Source organism: Ruegeria sp. BH8 (assembly GCF_056538065.1).
On the sequence record NZ_JBQFSP010000002.1, the window covers coordinates 10717 to 31950 of the forward strand.

Annotated in this window: 18 protein-coding genes, 1 tRNA gene and 1 pseudogene; 15 read left to right on the forward strand and 5 right to left on the reverse strand. The window is 56.0% G+C overall.

The features are described from left to right. Positions 1-47 precede the first annotated feature (47 nt). The 6 genes from ACR0AD_RS07095 to ACR0AD_RS07120 are packed head-to-tail and all read left to right on the forward strand — an operon-like array spanning position 48 to position 6745. Entirely contained in the window at positions 48-1025 is a 978-nt protein-coding gene (locus ACR0AD_RS07095; RefSeq protein WP_480486506.1) for an ABC transporter permease, read from the forward strand. After that, positions 1022-1945 carry an ABC transporter permease gene (locus ACR0AD_RS07100; protein WP_480472946.1) on the forward strand — a complete coding sequence of 308 codons (924 nt, stop codon included), beginning with the start codon at positions 1022-1024 and terminating at the stop codon, positions 1943-1945. The genes ACR0AD_RS07095 and ACR0AD_RS07100 overlap by 4 nt, the downstream gene beginning before the upstream one ends. Next, positions 1942-2919: an ABC transporter ATP-binding protein gene (locus ACR0AD_RS07105; RefSeq protein WP_480472948.1), complete on the forward strand. Its 978-nt coding sequence runs from the start codon at positions 1942-1944 to the stop codon at positions 2917-2919. Before ACR0AD_RS07100 ends, ACR0AD_RS07105 begins: the two co-directional genes overlap by 4 nt. Beyond that, a complete protein-coding gene (locus ACR0AD_RS07110) occupies positions 2916-3920 on the forward strand; it encodes an ABC transporter ATP-binding protein (protein ID WP_480486508.1) in 1005 nt (334 codons plus the stop codon). Before ACR0AD_RS07105 ends, ACR0AD_RS07110 begins: the two co-directional genes overlap by 4 nt. A gap of 20 nt (positions 3921-3940) precedes the next feature. Then, complete coding sequence (locus tag ACR0AD_RS07115; protein ID WP_480486510.1) at positions 3941-5347, forward strand: amidohydrolase; 1407 nt, start codon at positions 3941-3943, stop codon at positions 5345-5347. Between the two features lie 12 nt (positions 5348-5359). Beyond that, positions 5360-6745: a M20 family metallopeptidase gene (locus ACR0AD_RS07120; protein WP_480486511.1), complete on the forward strand. Its 1386-nt coding sequence runs from the start codon at positions 5360-5362 to the stop codon at positions 6743-6745. 490 nt (positions 6746-7235) lie between these two features. On the opposite strand, the gene ACR0AD_RS07125 is transcribed toward ACR0AD_RS07120, so the two are convergent. From ACR0AD_RS07125 to ACR0AD_RS07135, 3 genes and pseudogenes are all read right to left on the reverse strand, one after another. Beyond that, entirely contained in the window at positions 7236-7634 is a 399-nt protein-coding gene (locus ACR0AD_RS07125; RefSeq protein WP_480482942.1) for a cupin domain-containing protein, read from the reverse strand. Between the two features lie 296 nt (positions 7635-7930). Further along, the gene (locus tag ACR0AD_RS07130; RefSeq protein ID WP_480486825.1) at positions 7931-8626 is read right to left on the reverse strand and encodes a LysR substrate-binding domain-containing protein; all 696 of its coding nucleotides are present in this window, start codon (positions 8624-8626) and stop codon (positions 7931-7933) included. A gap of 24 nt (positions 8627-8650) precedes the next feature. Next, positions 8651-8842, reverse strand: a pseudogene (locus ACR0AD_RS07135) (helix-turn-helix domain-containing protein); the annotation flags it as partial. A 121-nt stretch (positions 8843-8963) separates the two neighbouring features. Between ACR0AD_RS07135 and ACR0AD_RS07140 the strand changes: the two are divergent. The 7 genes from ACR0AD_RS07140 (at position 8964) to ACR0AD_RS07170 (ending at position 16170) form a co-directional block, all read left to right on the forward strand. Then, entirely contained in the window at positions 8964-10019 is a 1056-nt protein-coding gene (locus ACR0AD_RS07140; protein ID WP_480486513.1) for a dipeptidase, read from the forward strand. Positions 10020-10053: 34 nt separating this feature from the next. Next, the gene (locus ACR0AD_RS07145) at positions 10054-11649 is read left to right on the forward strand and encodes an ABC transporter substrate-binding protein (RefSeq protein WP_480486515.1); all 1596 of its coding nucleotides are present in this window, start codon (positions 10054-10056) and stop codon (positions 11647-11649) included. Continuing rightward, positions 11650-12708: an ABC transporter permease gene (locus ACR0AD_RS07150; protein ID WP_480486517.1), complete on the forward strand. Its 1059-nt coding sequence runs from the start codon at positions 11650-11652 to the stop codon at positions 12706-12708. Further along, positions 12705-13616: an ABC transporter permease gene (locus tag ACR0AD_RS07155; protein ID WP_480486519.1), complete on the forward strand. Its 912-nt coding sequence runs from the start codon at positions 12705-12707 to the stop codon at positions 13614-13616. Before ACR0AD_RS07150 ends, ACR0AD_RS07155 begins: the two co-directional genes overlap by 4 nt. Continuing rightward, the gene (locus ACR0AD_RS07160) at positions 13613-14461 is read left to right on the forward strand and encodes an ABC transporter ATP-binding protein (protein ID WP_209598734.1); all 849 of its coding nucleotides are present in this window, start codon (positions 13613-13615) and stop codon (positions 14459-14461) included. The genes ACR0AD_RS07155 and ACR0AD_RS07160 overlap by 4 nt, the downstream gene beginning before the upstream one ends. Position 14462: 1 nt before the next feature. After that, positions 14463-15218, forward strand: a complete 756-nt coding sequence (locus tag ACR0AD_RS07165; RefSeq protein WP_480486520.1) for an ABC transporter ATP-binding protein — start codon at positions 14463-14465, stop codon at positions 15216-15218. A 319-nt stretch (positions 15219-15537) separates the two neighbouring features. Then, the gene (locus ACR0AD_RS07170; protein WP_480486522.1) at positions 15538-16170 is read left to right on the forward strand and encodes an outer membrane protein; all 633 of its coding nucleotides are present in this window, start codon (positions 15538-15540) and stop codon (positions 16168-16170) included. A 155-nt stretch (positions 16171-16325) separates the two neighbouring features. Here ACR0AD_RS07170 and ACR0AD_RS07175 read toward each other — a convergent pair. After that, positions 16326-16415: transfer RNA gene (locus ACR0AD_RS07175), tRNA-Ser, on the reverse strand. A 432-nt stretch (positions 16416-16847) separates the two neighbouring features. Between ACR0AD_RS07175 and ACR0AD_RS07180 the strand changes: the two genes are divergently transcribed. After that, positions 16848-18830, forward strand: coding sequence for a phosphatase PAP2 family protein (locus tag ACR0AD_RS07180; protein ID WP_480486524.1), 1983 nt, complete (start codon positions 16848-16850; stop codon positions 18828-18830). Positions 18831-19014: 184 nt separating this feature from the next. Beyond that, positions 19015-20223 (forward strand): hypothetical protein, encoded by a 1209-nt coding sequence (locus ACR0AD_RS07185; protein WP_480486526.1) that lies wholly within the window; start codon positions 19015-19017, stop codon positions 20221-20223. A 7-nt stretch (positions 20224-20230) separates the two neighbouring features. Here ACR0AD_RS07185 and ACR0AD_RS07190 read toward each other — a convergent pair whose 3' ends face one another. Beyond that, positions 20231-21172, reverse strand: a complete 942-nt coding sequence (locus tag ACR0AD_RS07190; protein ID WP_480486528.1) for a YcaO-like family protein — start codon at positions 21170-21172, stop codon at positions 20231-20233. Positions 21173-21234 lie beyond the last annotated feature (62 nt).

Here is a 21234-nt window from a genome sequence, read left to right on the forward strand (position 1 = left end):
GGGCCGCCTTCGCAGCGGCCCGGAGCCTTTGCCCAGGGAATGTCCTCATGACCGTTTTTGTCATTCGCCGATTGCTGCAAGCAATGCTTGTTGTCTTCCTGATGTCGGTGATTGTCTTTTTCGGCGTCAATATCGTTGGTGACCCGGTCTACATGCTGGTCAGCCCCGACGCGGATCAGGCTGACATCGAAGCTGCAATTCGACGGCTTGGATTGGATCGGCCTATTTGGGAACAGTACTGGTTGTTCCTCAAAGGTGCTGCACAGGGTGACCTCGGCGACAGTTTCGTCTTCGGTGAGCCCGCGCTCAAACTGATCCTGCACCATATGCCTGCCACGATGGAACTGGCCTTCAGTGCACTCTTTCTTGCTATCGTGATCGGTATTCCATTGGGTCTTTATGCCGGGCTCTATCCCGACAGCCCGCTGTCCAAGGGCATTATGGCTGGCTCAATCCTTGGGTTTTCGCTGCCGACCTTCTGGGTCGGGCTTATGCTCATCATGCTGTTTGCCGTAGAACTTAGATGGCTCCCAGCGACAGGGCGCGGCGATATCGGCTCGTTTCTTGGGATTCACAGCAGCCTTTTTACGCTCGATGGGTTGAGCCACATCTTCCTGCCTGCTCTCAACCTAGCGCTTCTTAAGATTTCACTGGCAATCCGCCTTACCCGAGCGGGTGTCCGGGAAGCGATGGGACAGGATTACGTGAAGTATGCCCGGGCCAAAGGGCTTTCGACCCGACGCATCATTCTGGTGCATGTAATGAAAAACATCATGATCCCGGTAGTGACCGTCATGGGCCTCGAATTCGGTAGTTTGATCGGGTTCTCGGTGGTGACTGAATCAATCTTCGCGTGGCCGGGAATGGGCAAACTGCTGATCGACGCAATACTGCAATTGGATCGGCCTGTCGTCGTCGCCTATCTGATGATCATCGTACTGTTCTTCGTGCTGATCAATCTGATCGTCGACATACTCTACTCGATCCTCGATCCGAGGGTTCGTTTGCAGGATCAGGGCGCATGACCGACACCGTCACAGATCATTCTCTGACCCCCGCCAAGTCCCCTAAAGTCGAGACGCCGTTCCAGCGATTTCGGGCCGAGTTCTTCGAAAGCAGGATCGCAACAGCGGCGCTCGGCATATTCCTGATCATCGTTCTGCTGGCCATCCTGGCACCCTGGATCACGCCGCAGAACCCCTACGATCTTGGCCAGGTCAGCGTCATGGATGGGCGCTTGCCTCCAGGTTCCGAAGCATTCGACGGATACACGATGTGGCTCGGTTCGGACGGGTCTGGACGCGATCTCTACTCGGCAATTCTCTATGGCTTGCGTATTTCTCTGACCGTTGGGCTTGCATCTGGGGTGATTGCCCTTCTGATCGGTATGGCGATCGGTCTGGTCGCGGCCTACGCCGGAGGCCGGACCGAAGCGTTCATCATGCGCATCGTGGATCTTCAACTGTCGTTCCCGGCATCGCTTGTTGCGCTGATGATGGTTGCGGCACTTGGTAAGGGTGTCGACAAGATCATCCTCGCCCTCGTGATCGCGCAATGGGCTTATTACGCCCGCACGGTTCGCGCGACCGCGCTTGTCGAGCGTGGCAAGGAATATGTCGAAGCCGCGCAATGCCTTGGAATATCGCGACCCCGGATCGTCTTTCGCCATATCCTTCCGAATTGCATGGCGCCTCTGATCGTCGTTGGCACGGTGCAAACCGCCAGCGCAATCTCATTGGAAGCGACGCTTTCGTTTCTTGGCGTAGGCCTTCCACAGACTGAACCGTCGATTGGGGTGCTGATCGCAAATGGCTTCGAGTACATGCTGTCCGGGCGCTACTGGATATCCGTTTTCCCCGGCATCGCGCTCTTGCTGACGGTCGTGTCCATCAACCTTGTGGGCGACCATTTGCGCGATGTTTTGAACCCGAGGTTGAAGAAATGACGGCAGTACTCGAAGTCAGCGGGCTAAAGACCCACTTCTTCACGCACGCGGGTGTGGTCAAGGCCGTAGATGGTGTGGATTTCACCGTCTCCAAGGGCGAGGTAATGGGTCTGGTGGGTGAGTCCGGGTCGGGCAAGTCGATCACCGGGTTTTCCATCCTTGGGCTGATCGATCCTCCCGGGCGCATCGTCGATGGGTCAATCCGTTTTAATGGTGACGAGATCGCGAACGCACCGGAAGAGCGACTCAAGACCTTGCGTGGCAACCGAATCTCGATGATCTTTCAGGATCCGATGATGACTCTCAACCCGGTCCTGCGCGTCGATACGCAGATGATCGAGGCCATTCTCGCCCATGAAAACGTAAGCCGCCAAACCGCCTGGGAAAGAAGCCGTGATGCGCTTGGTTTGGTTGGCATCCCATCGCCGGAAGAGCGATTGCAAGCCTATCCGCATCAGCTTTCCGGTGGGATGCGGCAGCGCGTGGCGATTGCGACAGCCTTCTTGAACCAGCCGGACCTCATTATTGCCGACGAGCCGACGACAGCGCTCGACGTGACAATTCAGGCGCAGATCATCCACGAGGCACAGAAGCTGACGAAACGCACGGGAACCGCGATGATCTGGATCACGCATGACCTTGCCGTTGTGGCAGGGCTCGCGGACCGGATTTCGGTGATGTACGCAGGACGGATCGTTGAGCAAGGCAGTATCGACGATGTTATCGACCGTCCGTTGCATCCCTATACGGTCGGGCTTCTCGGATCGGTTCCGACGGCGAACCGGCGCGGGCAGCGTTTGTTCCAGATCGAAGGGATGACGCCAAACATGCTCGCCCTGCCTGAAGGATGCGCCTTTGGACCGCGTTGTCAGGCCCGAACGGCAGCGTGTTCCAAGCGCCCCCCGATTAAGGACGTGGATGGCCGCAGCCTTCGCTGTTTCAATCCGCAACGCACCAAGGAGACGACGCTTTGAGTGAGCCGCTCGTTGAAATCCGAGGCGTTTCGAAGCGCTTCACCAAACGTTTGGACGTCGCGGGGAAAATCGCACAGCGACTTGGCGCAAACATCCGGGAAGAAACGGTCCATGCTGTCGATAGCGTGAACCTGTCGATTCAAAAGGGTGAGGTTCTGGGATTGGTCGGCGAATCCGGCTGCGGCAAGTCCACTTTGGGACGTGTTGTTGCCGGCATTCACCCTGCAAGTGACGGACAGATGTTCTACGGAGGCAAAGATGTTGCGACGTTGAACGGCACCGACAAACGCGCGGCGACCCTCGCAATTCAGATGATCTTCCAGGACCCCTTTGCCAGCCTAAATCCGCGAATGCGCGTCGAAGATATCATCGGCGAAGCACCGCGTATGCATGGGATCGTCCGCAAGGCAGAGAGTGCGGAATACGTGGACGACGTGATGCGCAAGGTCGGCCTCGACCCGTCGCTCAAGCGGCGTTACGCGCATCAGTTTTCCGGCGGTCAAAGGCAACGGATTGGAATTGCACGTGCGCTCGCCGTGAAGCCGAAGTTCCTTGTCTGCGACGAAGCCATCGCTGCGCTGGACGTGTCGATCCAGGCGCAGGTTATCAACTTGTTCATGGATCTGCGCGAAGAGCTGGGCCTGACCTATCTGTTCATCAGCCATGACCTGAGCGTCGTCGAACACATCGCCGACCGCGTGGCGATCATGTATCTGGGCCGCATTGTCGAGAGCGCATCGACTGAGGAAATTTTTTCGGACCCACGCCATCCCTACACGAAAGCGCTGCTTGCAGAGGCTCCGCGCCTTGATCAGCGCCGGCGTGAGTTTGCCCCGATTGAGGGGGAAATTCCGTCGCCGCTCGATCCGCCATCTGGATGTACCTTCCACCCGCGTTGCCCGGTGGCGACCGCTGAGTGCCGCACCACTGTTCCTGAACTGAAAGCGGGGCGCGGCGGGCGCGAAACGGCTTGCCTGCTGGAACACGCCGAAACCGTTTGAACGAGAAGCTGGAGAGCCCCTTGAAAAACGCCGATCCGATCTGGGACCACGTCGACCGCCATCGTGATGATTTTATCGCCTTGTCAGATCGAGTCTTTGACACGCCCGAGACGCTTTATGCCGAGTACAAGTCCGTCGCCGAACATGTGCAGATGTTACGCGCTCAGGGCTTCAAGATAACAGAGAACGCAGCTGGCATTCCTACGGCCGTGATTGGCGAAGCAGGAGACGAGGGTCCGGTGATTGCCATCCTCGGCGAGTTCGATGCGCTGCCATATCTGAGCCAGGCGCCAGGTGTGGCTGAACATCAGCCGCTTGAAGAGGGCGGCAACGGGCATGGGTGTGGTCACAATCTTTTAGGGGCCGCCGCACTCTTGGCCGCGACGGCGGTGAAAGACTGGCTGGCCGAAAACGGCATCAAGGGCCGTGTGCGATACTATGGCTGCCCCGCTGAAGAAGGGGGCGCGGCCAAGACATACATGGTGCGCGAAGGACTGTTCGATGATGTCGACGCGGCCATCTCCTGGCATCCAGCGACCTTCACAGGCGTGAATGAGGCGAGATCGCTCGCGAACACCCGGATCGACTTCACTTTTCATGGAAAAGCTGCCCATGCTGCTGGCGCGCCTGAATTGGGCCGGTCCGCGCTTGATGCGGTTGAACTGATGAACATCGGCGTGAATTATCTGCGCGAGCACATTCCCGACAGCGCCCGGGTGCATTACGCCTATCTCGATGCAGGTGGTGTTGCGCCGAACGTGGTGCAGGCCAAGGCCACGGTGCGCCAGCTTGTCCGGGCCAGTTCGCTACCCGACCTCGCCGATCTGGTTACGCGTGTCAGAAAGATTGCAGACGGTGCGGCGCTGATGACCGGAACGCAGGTCACAAGTCAGGTCTTTTCCGGCGTTTCAAACCTGCTTGGAAACCGTCCTTTGGAAGAAACCATGCAGCACGAGCTAGAGAAACTCGGACCCGTCGCCTTTGACGAGTCAGACCTCAGCTTTGCCCGTGAGATTCAGACTACATTGACCAAGGCTGACATCAACACGACCTTCAAGCGGATCGGAGCCAAGCCCAAAAAAAATCTCGCACTCTGCGACTTCATCGCACCTCTTGATCGCCACAGCGATGGTGGCGAAGGCTCAACAGATGTAGGGGATGTGAGTTGGGCAGTTCCGACGGTTCAGGCACGAGTTGCCACCTGTGCCATAGGAACACCGTTTCATACGTGGCAAACAGTTGCTCAAGGCAAGGCACCCGCGGCTCACAAAGGCATGGTCTACGCGGCAAAAGCAATGGCCGCGACGGCCTGTCGACTGGTTGAGGACCCGTCACGCATCGACGCGGCGCGCGCGACACATCAAGACCATCTGGGCGAAACGCCGTATACATGTCCGATCCCTGACGACGTGCGCCCACCTGTCTGAGGGAAAGTGACCATGACCCGCGCTGCTGCCATAGACAACGCCGCCGAATATTTTGACAGCGGTCGATTTGCAACCGATCTTAGCGAACTGGTTGCCCATGAGACAGAGAGCCAGACACCAGAGAAAGCCGCGGAACTTCCGCGCTATCTTGAGGAAGCCCTCGTTCCGCGCCTGAGCAGACTCGGGTTCTCCTGTGAAATCTACCCGAACCCTGTGCACGATGCCGGACCGATCTTGGTTGCAGAGCGCATCGAGGACGACACGCGCCCGACAATCCTGTCCTACGGGCATGGCGACGTGATCCGCGCGCAAACGGATCAATGGCGCGACGGGCTTCACCCATTTCGACTGGTTGATGAGTGCGACCGCCTCTATGGACGCGGAACAGCCGACAATAAGGGGCAGCATCTCATCAATTTGGCGGCGCTGAGCGCTGTCATTGAGGCCCGTGGAGCGCTCGGCTTCAACATGCGCATTCTCATTGAAATGGGCGAAGAAATGGGATCACCGGGGTTGTCGGAGTTTTGCGCCAAGCACAAGGACAACCTAGCCGCAGACGTCCTGATCGCATCGGACGGGCCGCGCCTTCAGTCCGACACGCCCACGTTGTTCATGGGGGCAAGGGGCGGCAATTCGTTCGACCTCATCGTTGATCTAAGAGACGGCGCGCACCATTCGGGTAACTGGGGCGGTTTGCTTGCCGACCCCGCGATGATCCTTGCACAAGCCCTCTCGACGATCACCGATGTGCGGGGCCAAATCCAAATACCAGAATGGCGGCCGACCAGCCTGACTGAAGACATCCGGGACACCCTGCGCAACTTGCCGGTTGGCGGGGATGGTGGTCCGAAGATTGACGAGAATTGGGGAGAGGAAGGCCTGACACCGGCCGAACGCGTCTTCGGCTGGAACAGTTTTGCGGTCCTCGCAATGAAAAGCGGTGTCCCCGAGGCACCGGTCAACGCGATCTCGGGATTTGCCATAGCCGCCTGCCAGCTCCGCTTCGTTGTTGGCACTAACCAATCCGATATCCTGCCCGCCCTTCGACGCCACCTTGATGCGAGAGGTTTTGAGATCGTTCAGATCAAGCCTCATGACCGCAGCTTCTTTGATGCAACGCGAACGTCGCCCAACCATCCGTGGGTGTCTTTTGTCGCGCGTTCGCTTGAAAAAACGTGTGGGAAGCCACCCCATGTCCTGCCAAATCTCGCCGGTTCCTTGCCCAACGAGGTCTTTTCCGATTTGCTCGGTCTCCCAACGGTTTGGGTGCCGCACTCCTATCGCGGCTGTTCGCAGCACGCGCCAAACGAGCACGTGTTAAAGTCAGTTTCGCGTGATGCATTGCGCGCAATGGCCGGGCTTTTTTGGGATATTGGCGACCTTGCCAGGTCGCTCTGATCCCGCGCCACAAAGGACTTCATCCGTACCTGGATCGGGCGTGTATCGCATATCTGACTGTAAATGACCGCTTTCACAGATTGGTAGAGTTGCTCTCGCATATGCAGCGAAAGTCAGCTTCCCGCCCAGACTTCAATTTAGGCATGTCTGCTTCTGGCTGTCTGCAGCCTTCCGGCACAAGCGTGCCAATTGCGGGAAAATCCGCAAGACATCTTCAGCGCTTTTCAACTCTGGGTCTGCCATCCCTCCCAACGCGGTCATTAATTTAAGCAGCTAGGGCATGTGTAAAATTGGCCTACTAGATTCTTAGTTCCACAGACGTTCGGCAAAGGCCAAATCCTGCTCCCGCAACCAATACTTCCTAGTTAGATATCAAACACTTAGCGCCCCAAGGGGCGCTTTCTGCGTTCAGGGCCACTGCACAACTGGAAGCTCTCTGGAAGCATTAGGGACTAAAAAATACGCTGCTGGTCCCCAACGGTATTTTGCGTCACCCTGGTACAAGGTCTTCAAGTTCCGGCATCAGAACAACGCTTTCCTGTTCGTTCGGGTCCGTGCGTGCGATAACTGCAACTGCGGGTTCATTCCCATCGTTGAACGGAAGGTGCGGAGTGTTTGATGGTATATAGATCAGGTCTCCTGCTTGCGTTTCCATAACGTGTTCTAGCCTGTCGCCCCAATACATCTTAGCAGACCCGGAAATCACATAAATCGCGGTTTCATGTGTCTCATGTTTATGCGCCCTGGCGCGCCCTCCGGGCGGGACCGTGAGCAGATGCATGCAGATAGCTTGGCTTCCTACCGTCTGTCTGGCGATGCCTTCGAAGTAATCGAACCCCTGTTTCCCGGAATAGGTTTCGCCGGGGTGCAGTTTCGCACAATCCGCCATCTAGGTATTCCTTCCTAAGATTTGAGCGAGAGAATGATACGCCAGCTTCGCCTGGAAACGTAGGGAAATCAGAAGCGGGTTTTGGGCGGAGATTCTAACGAGCCTTATGAACGAACCGCATACCGGGTGATACGGCCTGAGATACATAAGGACGAAGAAACCCACGTTTGCGGACGTTACTCATACCAAACTGTGCACGTAGCCATGACAGGTCCGTACCTCGACCCTCCTCCAAAATCTTCCCTGTTGGGCGGTCACATGGCGTATTGCCATTGAAGACCTTTGGAAAGATTTCATTACTTCGGGTCAGAGAAAGGGTCCGGAGGGGTATTCAATCGCAGATGCCGCATGAATGCCCGTGCGATCCTTGGAACCGGTTTTTGATCAGAGACCACAAAATGGCCCCGGTACCGCATAAGAGATTCAAATCGGACAAATGCCAGGTCGGGAGATCGGTAATGGTAGACGGGAAAGGGATTGATAACAGACAGCCCCAATCCTTCGCGCGCCATGTCGGCAGCGGCGAATGAGGTTGAAACTTCGGCAACGATCCTCGGTTTAGCGCGCACTTGATGAAGCAACCGGTCCAGCTGCCCGCGCCGCCCATGTCGATACGTCAGCGCGATCAGCTCTTGCTCATGCAAGTCTGAAGGCGTCAGAACGGTGCGTTCAGACAGAGGATGTTCGGGTCGCATGACGCAAACGGCTGGTGACTCGCGAAATGGTATAAGTTTGATGCCAGCGCGGCTTTGTTCAATCCCGGTCACGGCAAGATCAAATCGGTTCTCAAGCACGCCAAGCGTGACCATATCCGACGTTGTCACCTCAAGGTTCACGAAAAAACCGGGATTCCCGCGAATGAAACTGGCGATGAGGGAAACGATGTATCGATGAGCATAGCTGGGCGGTGCAACGAGGCGCAGTGTTTCCTGCACAGTTTCGCCCGGACCATCGATCCTGTCCAATGCCTCGAACAAAGGATCCAATCGCATATTCAGCCTTACGGCTTCTTGCGTCGGTCGCAATCTGCCTGCATCCCGTTCGAACAGTGTTCTGCCCAGTCGATCCTCTAAGCTGCTGACCGAGCGACTGACCGCGGACTGAGATAAGCCGAGCTGTCGTGCGGCAGCGGCCGTTGTTCCAGACTGCATGAGCGCACGGAGCGCCTGGTATTCCGGCAGAGAATGCCAGTTGCGAGGTTTCTTCATCGCTGGGCGCCCGCATGATTCCGACTAGCTCTATGAGTAAAACTCATCAAGATTTTTTGCAATCATGATGATTGCGTCTGTTAGCGTGTGTCGAAATGACACTAACCTGGGAAAAACGAGTTTGAGCACCTCCCCTCTTATCTTTGATGGGCACAATGATGTTCTGTCAAAACTGGCCTCGTCAGGCGGTCTGCCCGAAGCGGGCCGCTTCCTGACCGGGCTCGAAGGTGCAATCGACTCTGTTAAATCCAAGGCCGGTGGATTTGGCGGAGGCTTCTTTGCCGTCTGGGTCCCTTCGCCTATCGATGCCGATGCTAAAATGGAAGAAATGGTCCAGCCTAGCTATGACCTGCCGCTTCCCAATCATATAGACGCCGAAGATGCTCTGCCCTCAGCGCTGGGGCAGATTGCCATACTGCTGGAACTGGAACGTTTGGGGGCGTTGAAAGTGGTTCGATCAGTTTCGGATATTCGAAACAGCATGGCGCTAGGCCAGATTGCGGCCATTTTTCACATCGAGGGCGCCGAGCCGATTGATGCCGATCTGCATTCGCTTGACGTGTTTCATGCGGCGGGGTTGCGATCATTGGGGCCCGTGTGGAGCCGACCCAACATTTTTGGCCATGGTGTGCCGTTTAGATATCCATCGGGGCCGGACACTGGCCTTGGATTGACGGATCATGGACTGCGGCTTGTGCAGCGATGCAATGCGCTGGGTATCATGTTGGATTTGTCCCACCTCAATGAAAAAGGTTTCTGGGATGTAGCGCGGTATTCGGATGCGCCTTTGGTCGCAACGCATTCGAATGCCCACGCCATCTGTCCGCACGCGCGAAATCTGACCGATGATCAGCTTCGCACCATCGCGGAAAGCGACGGGATGGTCGGGTTGAACTTTGCCACTGCGTTTCTGCGTGAGGATGGTCGGATGCTGTCCGATGTGCCGTTGATGCAGGTTCTGAAGCACCTTGACCACCTGATCGGGATAATGGGTGAAGACCGGGTCGGGCTTGGGTCCGATTATGACGGGGCGGTCGTGCCGGACGACGTGAAGGACATCTCGATGCTGCCTCGATTGAGAGATGCCATGGTGACCCATGGATACGGCGAAGAGCTCATCAAGAAGCTCTGCCACGAAAACTGGTTGCGTGTTCTTGAGAAGACCTGGGGCTCGTAACCGTTAGTGAAGACTTGATGACAGAGAGGACAAAATGAACGCATTTAACAGATTGCTTACCGGTGCGGCGCTAGGATTGGCGCTGGCCGTGACCTCGACTTCGGCAATGGCCGAAACGCCGCCGAACATGCTGGTTATCGCGCATCGTATCGACGACATCACGACGTTGGACCCGGCCGAAAGCTTTGAGTTTGCGGGTTCGGATGTCAGCCGGAATGTCTATCAGAAGCTGGTGAACTTCGACCCGCTCAATCTGGATGCTGGCTATCAGCCCGACATCGCTGAAAGTTGGGATGTGTCTGAAGACGGCAAATCGATTACCTTCAATATCAGGGAAGGGTTGACCTTTCACTCTGGTAATCCGGTGACGGCAGAAGATGTTGAATTTTCACTGCGTCGGGCGATCATTCTAAACAAGACCCCGGCCTTTATCCTGACTCAGTTTGGGTTCACGCCGGAAAATGTCGAACAAACGATTGTCGCGGACGGCAACACTCTGACGATCACGACGGACAAACCCTATGCGACATCCTTCGTTCTGAACTGTCTGACCGCTACCATCGGCGGCATTGTCGATAAGAAGACGGTGATGGAACACGACAAGGATGGCGACTTGGGTAATGAATGGCTCAAGACCAATACTGCTGGATCTGGGGCTTATAGCCTGGTCAGCTGGAAACCCAATGAAAGCGTAACACTGAAGTCGAACCCCGCTTTCTATTTGGGTGCTCCGGCCATGGAGCGTGTGGTTGTCCGCCACGTTCAGGAAAGCGCCAGCCAGCGCCTGTTGCTGGAACGTGGTGATATCGATGTCGCGCGCAACCTGAATCCAGAAGATGTTGCCGGCGCTTCATCTGTTGCCGGCGTAAAGATTGCAGACGAGCTTAAGGGCCGCCTGATGTATGTTTCGCTGAGCCAGAAACATCCCGAGCTGAGCAAGCCTCAGGTTCGGCAGGCGTTCAAGTATCTGGTTGACTATGAAGGGATGCGCGACAGCTTCCTGAAAGGGCAATACACGATCCACCAGAATTTCCTGCCCCAAACCTATCTCGGTGCCTCTGACGAGACGCCGTTTAGCTTTGATGTGGAAAAGGCCAAGGCCCTGCTGGATGAAGCAGGTGTAAGCGGGCTTGAGATTGAAGTAGGTGTGCGTGAAGCGCAGGAACGGATCGAAATCGCCCAGTCGCTACAGAATGCGCTGAGTCAGGTTGGCATCACGATGAACATCACCGTGGGGACCGCCAAACAAATTTTGGCGCGGTATCGTGCGCGGGAACTGGATGTTTACCTTGGCGCATGGGGGCCGGACTATCCCGACCCGCAGACGAACGCAGGTACCTTTGCCTATAACCCGGATAATTCGGACGAAGCCAATGCCACAGGATTGCTGGCTTGGCGGAATTCTTGGGATACCGGCGGGCTGACCGAGAAAACGGATGCGGCTGTTGTCGAAAACGACACCGCGAAACGGGCTGACATGTACAAGGAAATCCAGGCCGAGTTCCGCGAGACTTCGCCATTTGTCATCATGTTCCAGCAGATTGAGCAATCGGCCCTGCGTGAAAACGTGACGAATTTCTCAACCGGTCAGGCGATCACTTCGGCGTCGTATTGGCAGGTGACCAAGTAAATGGCACTGGCCGAAAGACCAACTGAGGGGCGCCGCTCGGCGCCTCTTATCCATTGGATCAAGAGTATCCTGAAAACTCTTGGCACCATCGCAATTACAATGCTGGGTCTGCTTTTTGTGACCTTCATCATCGGTCGCGTGATGCCGATCGACCCGGTGCTGGCGATCGTAGGCGAACGCGCATCGCAATCGACTTATGATGCGGTCTATCAACAGCTTGGTCTTGATAAACCGCTGTTGGTTCAATTTGGATATTACCTTTGGGATGTTCTGCACGGCGATTTTGGCGATTCACTTCTGAATGCCCGCCCGGTTTCTCAGGATATTGCCCGCGTCTTCCCTGCCACGCTGGAATTGGCGACTTTGGGCGTTCTGATTGGAATATTTCTGGGTGTTCCGCTTGGTGTGATCGCCGCAGTCAAGCGCGGATCATGGATCGATCAGATCGCCCGTGTGGTCGCGCTTGTCGGGTATTCAATGCCAATCTTCTGGCTGGGGCTCATGGGGCTTCTGGTCTTCTACGGGATACTCGGCTGGGTTGGTGGCCCGGGCCGCCTGGATATCTTCTATGAAGACCTTGTTCCCACGCGAACAGGGCTGATCTTGCTAGACAGTGCCTTGGCTCAGGATTGGGATGTCTTCCGCAATGCGTTGTCCCATATCATCCTGCCCGCAGCTTTGCTGGGGTACTATTCGCTTGCCTATATCAGCCGGATGACCCGATCCTTCATGCTGGAGCAGTTGTCGGCCGAGTATGTCATCACCGCTCGCGTTAAAGGGCTGTCTGAAAGACAAGTTATCTGGCGCCACGCCTTCAAAAATATCCGGGTGCAACTGATCACAGTGATCGCACTCAGCTATGCCAACTTGTTGGAAGGATCAGTTCTGACCGAGATCATCTTTAGCTGGCCGGGGATCGGCAGCTATATCACGACGGCTTTGCTGAGCGCCGACATGAATGCCGTTCTTGGAGGAACCGTTGTGGTCGGGCTGATCTTTATCTGCCTGAACATATTCTCGGACCTTCTTTACCGTTTCTTTGATCCGAGGTCGAAATGAGCGACATGACCTTGCGCCAGTGGCTGCTGACCGACGAGCCGACTTCGCGCCGCCATGCCAGACTGGCCAGCTTCTACAAAGGCTGGCTGACTTTGCGATCAAACTCGATGGCGATGGTCGGGTTGGCGATCCTTGTCATCCTTGTTCTGGCAGCGCTCTTTGCGCCTTTTCTTGCGCCGCACGATCCCTTTGTTCAGAGCCTGTCCAGCCGACTTCTCCCCATCGGGGCTGAAGGGCACCTGTTGGGAACCGACAGCTTGGGGCGGGATATTCTGTCACGCCTGATCTTTGGGGCGCGAATTACACTGTACATCGTAGCTCTTGTGGCGCTCATCGCACCGATTGCGGGGCTTCTGGTCGGGACTGTTGCGGGATATGTGGGGGGATGGACGGATGTGATCCTTATGCGCATCACGGATATTTTCCTCGCTTTTCCACGACTTGTTCTGGCGCTGGCGTTTGTCGCAGCGCTTGGGGCAGGGATTGAAAACGCGGTTCTGGCAATCTCACTCACGGCGTGGCCTCCCTATGCGCGTATGGCGCGTGCAGAAACCCTGACCATCCGGTCAACCGACTATATCAACGCGATCCGCCTTCAGGGTGCCGGGCCGCTGCGCATCATCACCCGGCATATCTGGCCACTTTGCATCTCATCTTTGATCGTGCGGGTCACGCTGGATATGGCCGGGATCATTTTGGCTGCAGCCGGTCTTGGTTTTCTGGGGTTGGGGGCACAACCTCCAAGCCCGGAATGGGGTGCCATGATATCCGAGGGTCGAAGGTTCATCCTTGATCACTGGTGGGTGGCCACGGTGCCGGGGCTCGCAATTTTCACGGTTTCGCTGGCTTTCAACCTGTTGGGTGACGGGCTGCGGGACGCGCTTGATCCAAAGGACGGTGGGCAATGAACTTACTCGACATCGAAGATCTGTGGGTTCGTTTCCCAACCCGTCAGGGCGTGTTTGACGCCGTGCGGGGCGTGTCGTTTTCGCTGGGGCGCGAGCGTCTGGGGATCGTCGGCGAAAGCGGCTCGGGCAAGTCGATGACGGGACGGGCCATTCTGCGCCTGATCCGAAATCCGGGTATCGTGGAGGCCAAACACATCAATTTGGAAGGCCGAGACCTGATGAAGCTCAGCGAGCGCGAGATGCGTGAGGTGCGAGGGAAGCAGATCTCCATGGTGATGCAGGACCCCAAGTTTTCTCTGAACCCGGTGGTCACCGTTGGCGAGCAACTCATGGAAGCATACCTTCAGCACAATTCCGGCTCGAAGGCCCATGCTAAGAAGATGGCTATCGAGATGTTGGATAACGTCTCAATCCGTGATCCTGAGCGGGTGATGCGAACGTACCCGCATGAGGTGTCTGGGGGTATGGGGCAGCGCATTATGATTGCGATGATGTTGATTCCCAATCCCAAGATACTGATTGCCGATGAACCAACTTCGGCGCTTGATGTCAGCGTTCAGCGGCAGGTGCTGAACATCATGGATGGATTGGTCAAGGAGCGGGGGATGGGTCTGATATTCATCAGCCACGACCTGAATCTGGTGTCTGAATTCTGCGACCGTGTTCTCATCATGTATTCGGGTCGCATCGTCGAGGTTTGCGAGGCTGACAAGCTGCATCAGGCCCAACATCCCTATACCCAGGGCTTGCTGAACTCGCTGCCGCGCCTTGACGAAAAATGCACTCACCTGAGTGTTCTCACACGCGATCCGTCGTGGTCCGAAGCCCCGAGCGTGAGGGGCTGAAATGAAGGCACTTGAAATCAACAATCTGAATGTCTGGTTTGGTCATGCACACGACCGGGTCGATGCGGTGAAGGACGCAAACCTTGAAGTCGCGCAGGGCGAGAGTTTTGGCCTTGTGGGCGAAAGCGGGTCCGGCAAGTCGACAATTCTGAGGGCAATAACGGGACTTGCACCGCAATGGTCGGGCACAATCCGCGTAGAAGGTCAGGCGATATCCGGGTCCCGGCGGGATCGGTCATTCTTTCGAACCGTCCAGATGGTGTTTCAGGACCCGTATGCATCGTTACATCCCCGACATACTGTCGACCAGGTCCTCAGTGAAACTATTCATCTGCATGGGTTTGGGGACATCGATAAACGCGTGAGCGATTTGCTCAATGACGTCGGACTTGGGCAAAAATTCCGGTTCCGGTATCCACACCAGCTTTCCGGTGGCCAACGACAACGCGTGGCAATCGCAAGGGCCTTGGCAGGTGAGCCGGATATCTTGCTTTTGGACGAACCCACGTCAGCTTTGGATGTCAGCGTTCAGGCCGAAGTGCTCAACCTGTTGACTGACCTGCGCAAGCAGCGCGGACTGACCTATCTGATGGTGTCTCATGATCTTCCGGTTATCGCACATATGTGCGAGCAATTGGCAGTTATGAGAAATGGTGAAATTGTTGAGGTCATGTCCTCGGAAACTTTGCGTTTGGGGAATCCAAGCCACGAGTATTCCAAGCAATTGTTGACCGCGTCTGTTGCTCCGAACCAATAACGAATGTTCATTCAATGTGGGGTTTGTCCTTCACACGATTAATTTGGGGGTCAGACAATAGCGTCCTTTGGCACGTCTGATGTGAATTTATCCCTATTTCGATAGGGACCGCGACGACACTACAGCGATCGAGATATTGGAAACGGCTACAAATTGTGTAACCGTGAAGCATGCAAGTAATGCAATATAAGTTTTAGCAACGAGGTCACTAATGAAAAGCAAGGTGCAAAACTTGGCGATTGCGGTTGCGTTACTGATCGCGCCACCTGTTTCAGCCCAGCAACCTGATTGGTCTTTTTCGGGCACAGCTTATCTGTTCATGGCCGAAACGGATATTTCTCTTGCAACACCAAGTGGAACAATCGACGGCACGTTGAGTTTTTCAGACGCTCTCGAAAACCTGGATTTTGCGTTTATGGGCAGTATTTCCGCGTCTAACGGGCGCTGGTTGTTGCTTGCGGATTACAACTACACCGATTTGGCGTTCAGTAACTCAACTCCCGGCCCGGCGTTTTCGAGTTTGGATACCTCTGCCACAACACAATTTCTCAGCGGCTATGTCGGGTACCAGGTTTATCAGACACCTGCGATCAGCGTGGCCTTAGCAGGGGGGTTCAGGTGGTTCAGCACGGAAACCACGTTCAGATTGCAACCTGGGGTCGCTGCTGGGCGAAGTGTGACGACCGACGACAACTGGACTGATCCGGTCGTCGCTGCCCGTGCAAGAGTTCGGATATCTGACAAATGGTCAGGGAGCGGGTTCGTGGATTATGGCGGGTTTCGGAGCGGTAGCGAAACCTGGCAAGTTTTGCTGACTGCAGATTATGAAATCAATGACAGATGGCTGATCCGCGGCGGCTACCGGTATATTTCCTTCGATCATGAGATCAACGGCAATGATTTCAGGTTTGACCAGTCCGGCCCGCTGCTGGGCGCAACGTACAGGTTCTGAAGACAACGTCAGGCGCATCCCTGATACTAACCTATGTTGCAACAGCGGCTGAACGCGGTTGTTTCTAAGGGCTGTCGTCGCTCGATAGTCCAGAAACGCACTGTCTGATTTCAAATAAGCTTTTGCTTTTTATGATTATTTTTTACTTTGGTAAATGGCGGAGACGAAGGGATTCGAACCCTCGAGACCCTTCCGGGCCTACTCCCTTAGCAGGGGAGCGCCTTCGACCACTCGGCCACGTCTCCGCCGACGGGTATATCCGTGCAAGCAACGGAAATACAAGGTCAATTCCGCAAAGTTTGGTTTTTTTTGCAGATCTGTCCGAACTCTTTGAAATAGAACGGAATCGCACCGGTTTGCATACACCATTTGTAAGTACGGGTTCACTTTCTTCAGGCCCGATGCAGTTCGTAATATCCTTAGAATCGCGGGCCTTGCCTGTGGCATCTGGCCTGATGTACGAGAATTTGAACGTGGCAAGTCTACAGCGGAGTTCAAGTGCTCGGTTGGCTTTGCAACGTGGAACCGGGTCACGAGTTTTTGCGTGATTGCGTTCCGTGCGCCAGTGCGAACCCAACAACTTATTGAAAAAGCATAGAAAACACATTCTCTTTTTGGAAGTCACGATCCGGTAACGCCGTGATGCGAATCGTTCTTTCGTCGTTGAGGAGAACATCATGTCGCAACATACCGTTCCGTCTGAACCATGGCAGAACCCTGACGAAGCCAATCAAAAGGTAGGCCGGGGTCGGCGCCGTTTGAGTGTGTTGGCGCGTTCCACTCAGGAGGTTTTCAAGGATCACAACGGTGAATCGGACCTTTTTGAAGGGACATGGCCCACGAATTTCTCGAAGGGTTTGCGTCATGACGTGAACGGAATTGTCGACGCGCAGGTCTATACCGAGTTTCTGGAAGAAGTGGCGGATCCGACCTGCACCGACAATCATGGCAATCGGTTGGCGTTGTTCGACACGCCAGCCTATTCCGGGCCCTTCCGCACCGCGCCATCAGAGGGTGGTGAATTTAGGTGGCGTGCGTGGGAAGGGCCAATCCTGGGCCATCGGCTTGGTCTCAACGGATGTGACGCGGGGGGGGTGGGAATTGCACCCGCGCCCCGGCTTGGATCGGATGAGTTGGCGGCGGAGATGGCCGAGATTTACGCGATGGCCTATCTGCGGGATGTGCCGTTCGAATCCATCAGGGATGGTGCCGGTGATGCGGCCAACGTGGCGGGTGCCCTTTGTCAGATGGAATGGTTCCGTCGCGATGGCAGCCCTCGGGACGCTGATGGCGCAGAGATTGGAAAGGTTTCGGCGGCGCGGCGGGTTCGGGACGGTGGCGGCCTGACCCCTCAAACCCTGTTTCGCGGTTGCTCACAGGGCTGTGCACAGGGACCGTATCTGTCGCAGTTCCTGGTACAAGGCCACGATCCACTGACAGCAGATCAAGCGCGCCGACAAAAGCAAAAGCTGACGCAGGCAATGGCCGTCGGGGCTGTTCCCTTCGGCGCTTTGAGGATCGACCAGAAAATCCAGCCGCAGGCGGCGGGCGTGGACTATCTGCGGGATTGGGCTGAGTGGCTGGACGTTCAGAACGGGGCGGACACGACGGCTGAACAAGCCTTTGAGAGCGAGGGAACGAAATTCATTGAAACACCGCGCGACCTTGCCTCTTACGTGCATTTTGACAGAATCTATCAGGCTTTTTTCAATGCCTGCCTGCTGATGCTGGGACAGGGCACGCCGACAGATGAAGGTTTGCCCGAGGATGGATATGCCGGTGTGCGTGATCCAGGCTCTGCCTGCGGCGGCGCGCACGTACTGTCCCTGTTGACGGAAGCCGGGGCACGGGCCCTGAGGGCCGCGAAACGCCAGACGTTTCAGGTGCACAATCGTGCCCGGCCTGAAAAGCTGGGCAGTGTTACGAGTTTGATGGCGAACGGTCACGGCGCAACCCTTGGCGCGGCCGAGCCTTTTGCCGCGACCCATCTGGGAAAACTCGAAGCGGCGACAAGCGAAGGTTTCAGCCTTATGGATGCAATCGCCGCCTCGCCTTCGGTGAAGCGGTTTGCGCATAACGCCATTTCCCATAAGGGCTTGCCGCGAAATGACCGTAACTTGCTGCTGCCGGTTGCTTACCCCGAAGGGTCGCCAATGCACCCGTCTTATGGGGCGGCTCATGGTGCCGTTGCCGGGGCATGCGTCACAGTGCTCAAAGCTTTCTTCAGAACGCACGCTTTGGATGGATTACGGGTTTCTTTGGCTGCGGCTGGTCTGCCTCGGGTCCTTGTGCCAGCTGCGGGGGGTAAGACCCTGATCGACTCGACCCGACCGGAAGACAGTGCAGACTGCCTGACGCTGAATGGCGAGCTGAACAAGCTGGCTGCGAATATTGCACTTGGGCGCAATCTGGCAGGGGTTCATTTCTATAGCGATTATTTCGACAGTATCCGGATGGGTGAGCGTATCGCGGTCGGAATACTGGCAGAGCATATGGCAAAATCACCGACGTCATCGAAAGTGTCACTGGAGACTTTTGACGGCGATCATCTCAGCATCTCGGGAAAACGGTCTTCTGGCAGTGAAATCCACGTTGCCAATAGTTCGCCTGAATTGTGGTGGACCCGCCACCTGCCAGAACAGGCAGGTTGGGGCGGATGAAGTTTCAATTTTTTTCGGAGAGAGATTTTTCATGATGCTTCCGTGCCCGTCAACGATGATGATCTCTCGAACCAGGCTGGAACTGCCGTGGCAATTATTGATGGCAGATCAGCCCTGCATTTCAGATACGGATCGGTGTTCGGTGATGGCTGTTTTTCAATCGCCAGGTTGCGCCGATAGGGGGGTGAGTGAAGCTGCCCTGTCGGATTGGAACTCGAGAATTGAAGGGATGTTCGATGGCAATGGAGTGAGCCCGTTCTTGGTCACGGACCCAGACGACATCGTCGATGGTCAGATATCGACGGGGTTCAAATGGTCTGCCAACCCGCGCGAACCCCGGGATTGTCTGGGCGAGGAACTGGCCGCCAGTCTTTCGGATCAGGGATGGGCAAGCCGGGCTGAACTGCACAATGAATTTTTGGAATATGCGCTGATTTTACGTCCCGATTCCGACGGCAAAATGCGGCCGAAGCGCTTTGTCGCCACGACCGAACTGATGGAGTGGTGGAGAACCATGGCAGTGTTCGATCTGAATCACTTCCTTTCGGTCGTCGAAACCGTATCCAGATGTTCATATTCCTGCGAAGAGCTGTTCGAGGTTTCGCGAGCAGATTGGTGCGAGATGGATGTGCCTCAACGCATCGCTCGTTTTCACAAAAGACTGGTGGGAACAGATTTTGCCCATCCACCAGAGCATCCGTTGAATATCGAACATGCTTTGTTCATGACCACAGAGACAAACAGCCTGAGCGACCTGATCGCCACAATGCATCTTTCCTCATTTCCCTATGTTGTCGGCCATGGTGAAAACAGAAGGCCCGCGCGGCTTTGTGAGGTGTTACATTTTGCCAACCGACAGGATCTGTATTGTCGCCATGCGGGATCTGGGTTGGCGGGTGAAGCCCTTGATCTGGCCTTCTCCAAGGGCACGGCGACACCGACAGGGCGTACGATGGCGTTCGCGAATCCTCTGGGGCTTTATTTTCGGGCGTTTCACATTTCCGAACTCTTCGTGGATGCGGTGAATGTGCCGACAGATTGGGTGCGTTATCCGCGCGGTGAAGCTGGAATGCCCATGCGCCTTGAGTTCGGGCCGGGCGACGATGATCCCCGGTTTCTGGACGATATCACCATGGGAACAGGGCCAACCGCACGGCCTGTGTCGGGTTACGCGCTTGCCAGCCTGATCGAAGTTGGCCCCTTGATAACAGTGGCGGCCAATCCACGCGCGATCACAAGGGTCGAATTTGTTGAAGTCCCGCCTGTTGATCCAAGCGATATCGTTTGTGGACTGCCGGAAACCCAACGATGCAAACAGATTTCTGAATTTGCGGACCGGACCGAAACTGAGGTCTTTGGCAACGTAGCGCCAACTTGCCAATTCAGTCACTGAAAAGGTTTCAAACCGGCACGGCTTTGACAACGGGCAAAGGTATTTCCGGCGCGGTCATATCGAATATGGCAATCGGGCGACCGGCAGCGTTGGCCGCCGCTGTCAACACAGTCATCAGCGTCGGGTCGGGACTCTGCCAGGCGTCCACATCGAAAGAGGATGCCGGAGTTGTCGGGCGATCGGTTCGCGCGCCGCGATACAGTCGGAACAAGCGCGCCTGTTCCTCATTCATCGCGTCATCTGTCACGCCGGTGTGGTCAAGCGTCACCATATTGCGCCAGGACACAACCGCTTCGCATGCCGCGTGCCAGACACCTGTCGCCAGATCGGCGGAAAAAGCCGTTCCATAGGTTGGTCGCCCGCCATCCGCATCGGCGCAGACCGCACGCAGTAGCAGGCCGACGCCCGAAACCATGCGAACGTGAACGCTCAGATGACGCAGGTAGGTGTTCAGCCAGCGGGTCAGATCACGCGGCAACGCTGTTTCGGGCAACACTTGGTCGAAACCGCGTGGTCCAAGCGCGTGTTCCAGGCATTCAAATGCGGCCCATAACGCAGCGGCCTCATGCGTTGGTCCGGCTGCGGCCCCCTTCGACGTGATCTGCCCATCGCTGCCCGGCGCACCCAGAGCAAGGGCATCATTTGGCAGAACATGCGTGGCACCATCCGATGAAATCAGGCTTTCGCGGGTTTCGGGCGAATCCGCGCTGTATTGCAGCGCATAACGTTCGATCGCTTCGAAACCCGAAAGTCGCGCGGCTACGTTCCGGTTACGCGCTGTGCCAAAGGACACGCGATGTTTCATTGCGCCAGCGGGTGGCACTGTTCCGTTTCGCAAATTGACCATGCGAAAGGCGGTGTGGATCGGAGCACCTTTGGGAAATTCAGCAAAAGAAGGTCCGGAAATAATCCCTGCGTTTTCGGCCAGTTCAATCAGCGCGTCGGTCATTTTTGTTTCCGGATAGGTATGTAACGGGTTATACAAATGGTTGTGGTTGTTAAGAAAGGACT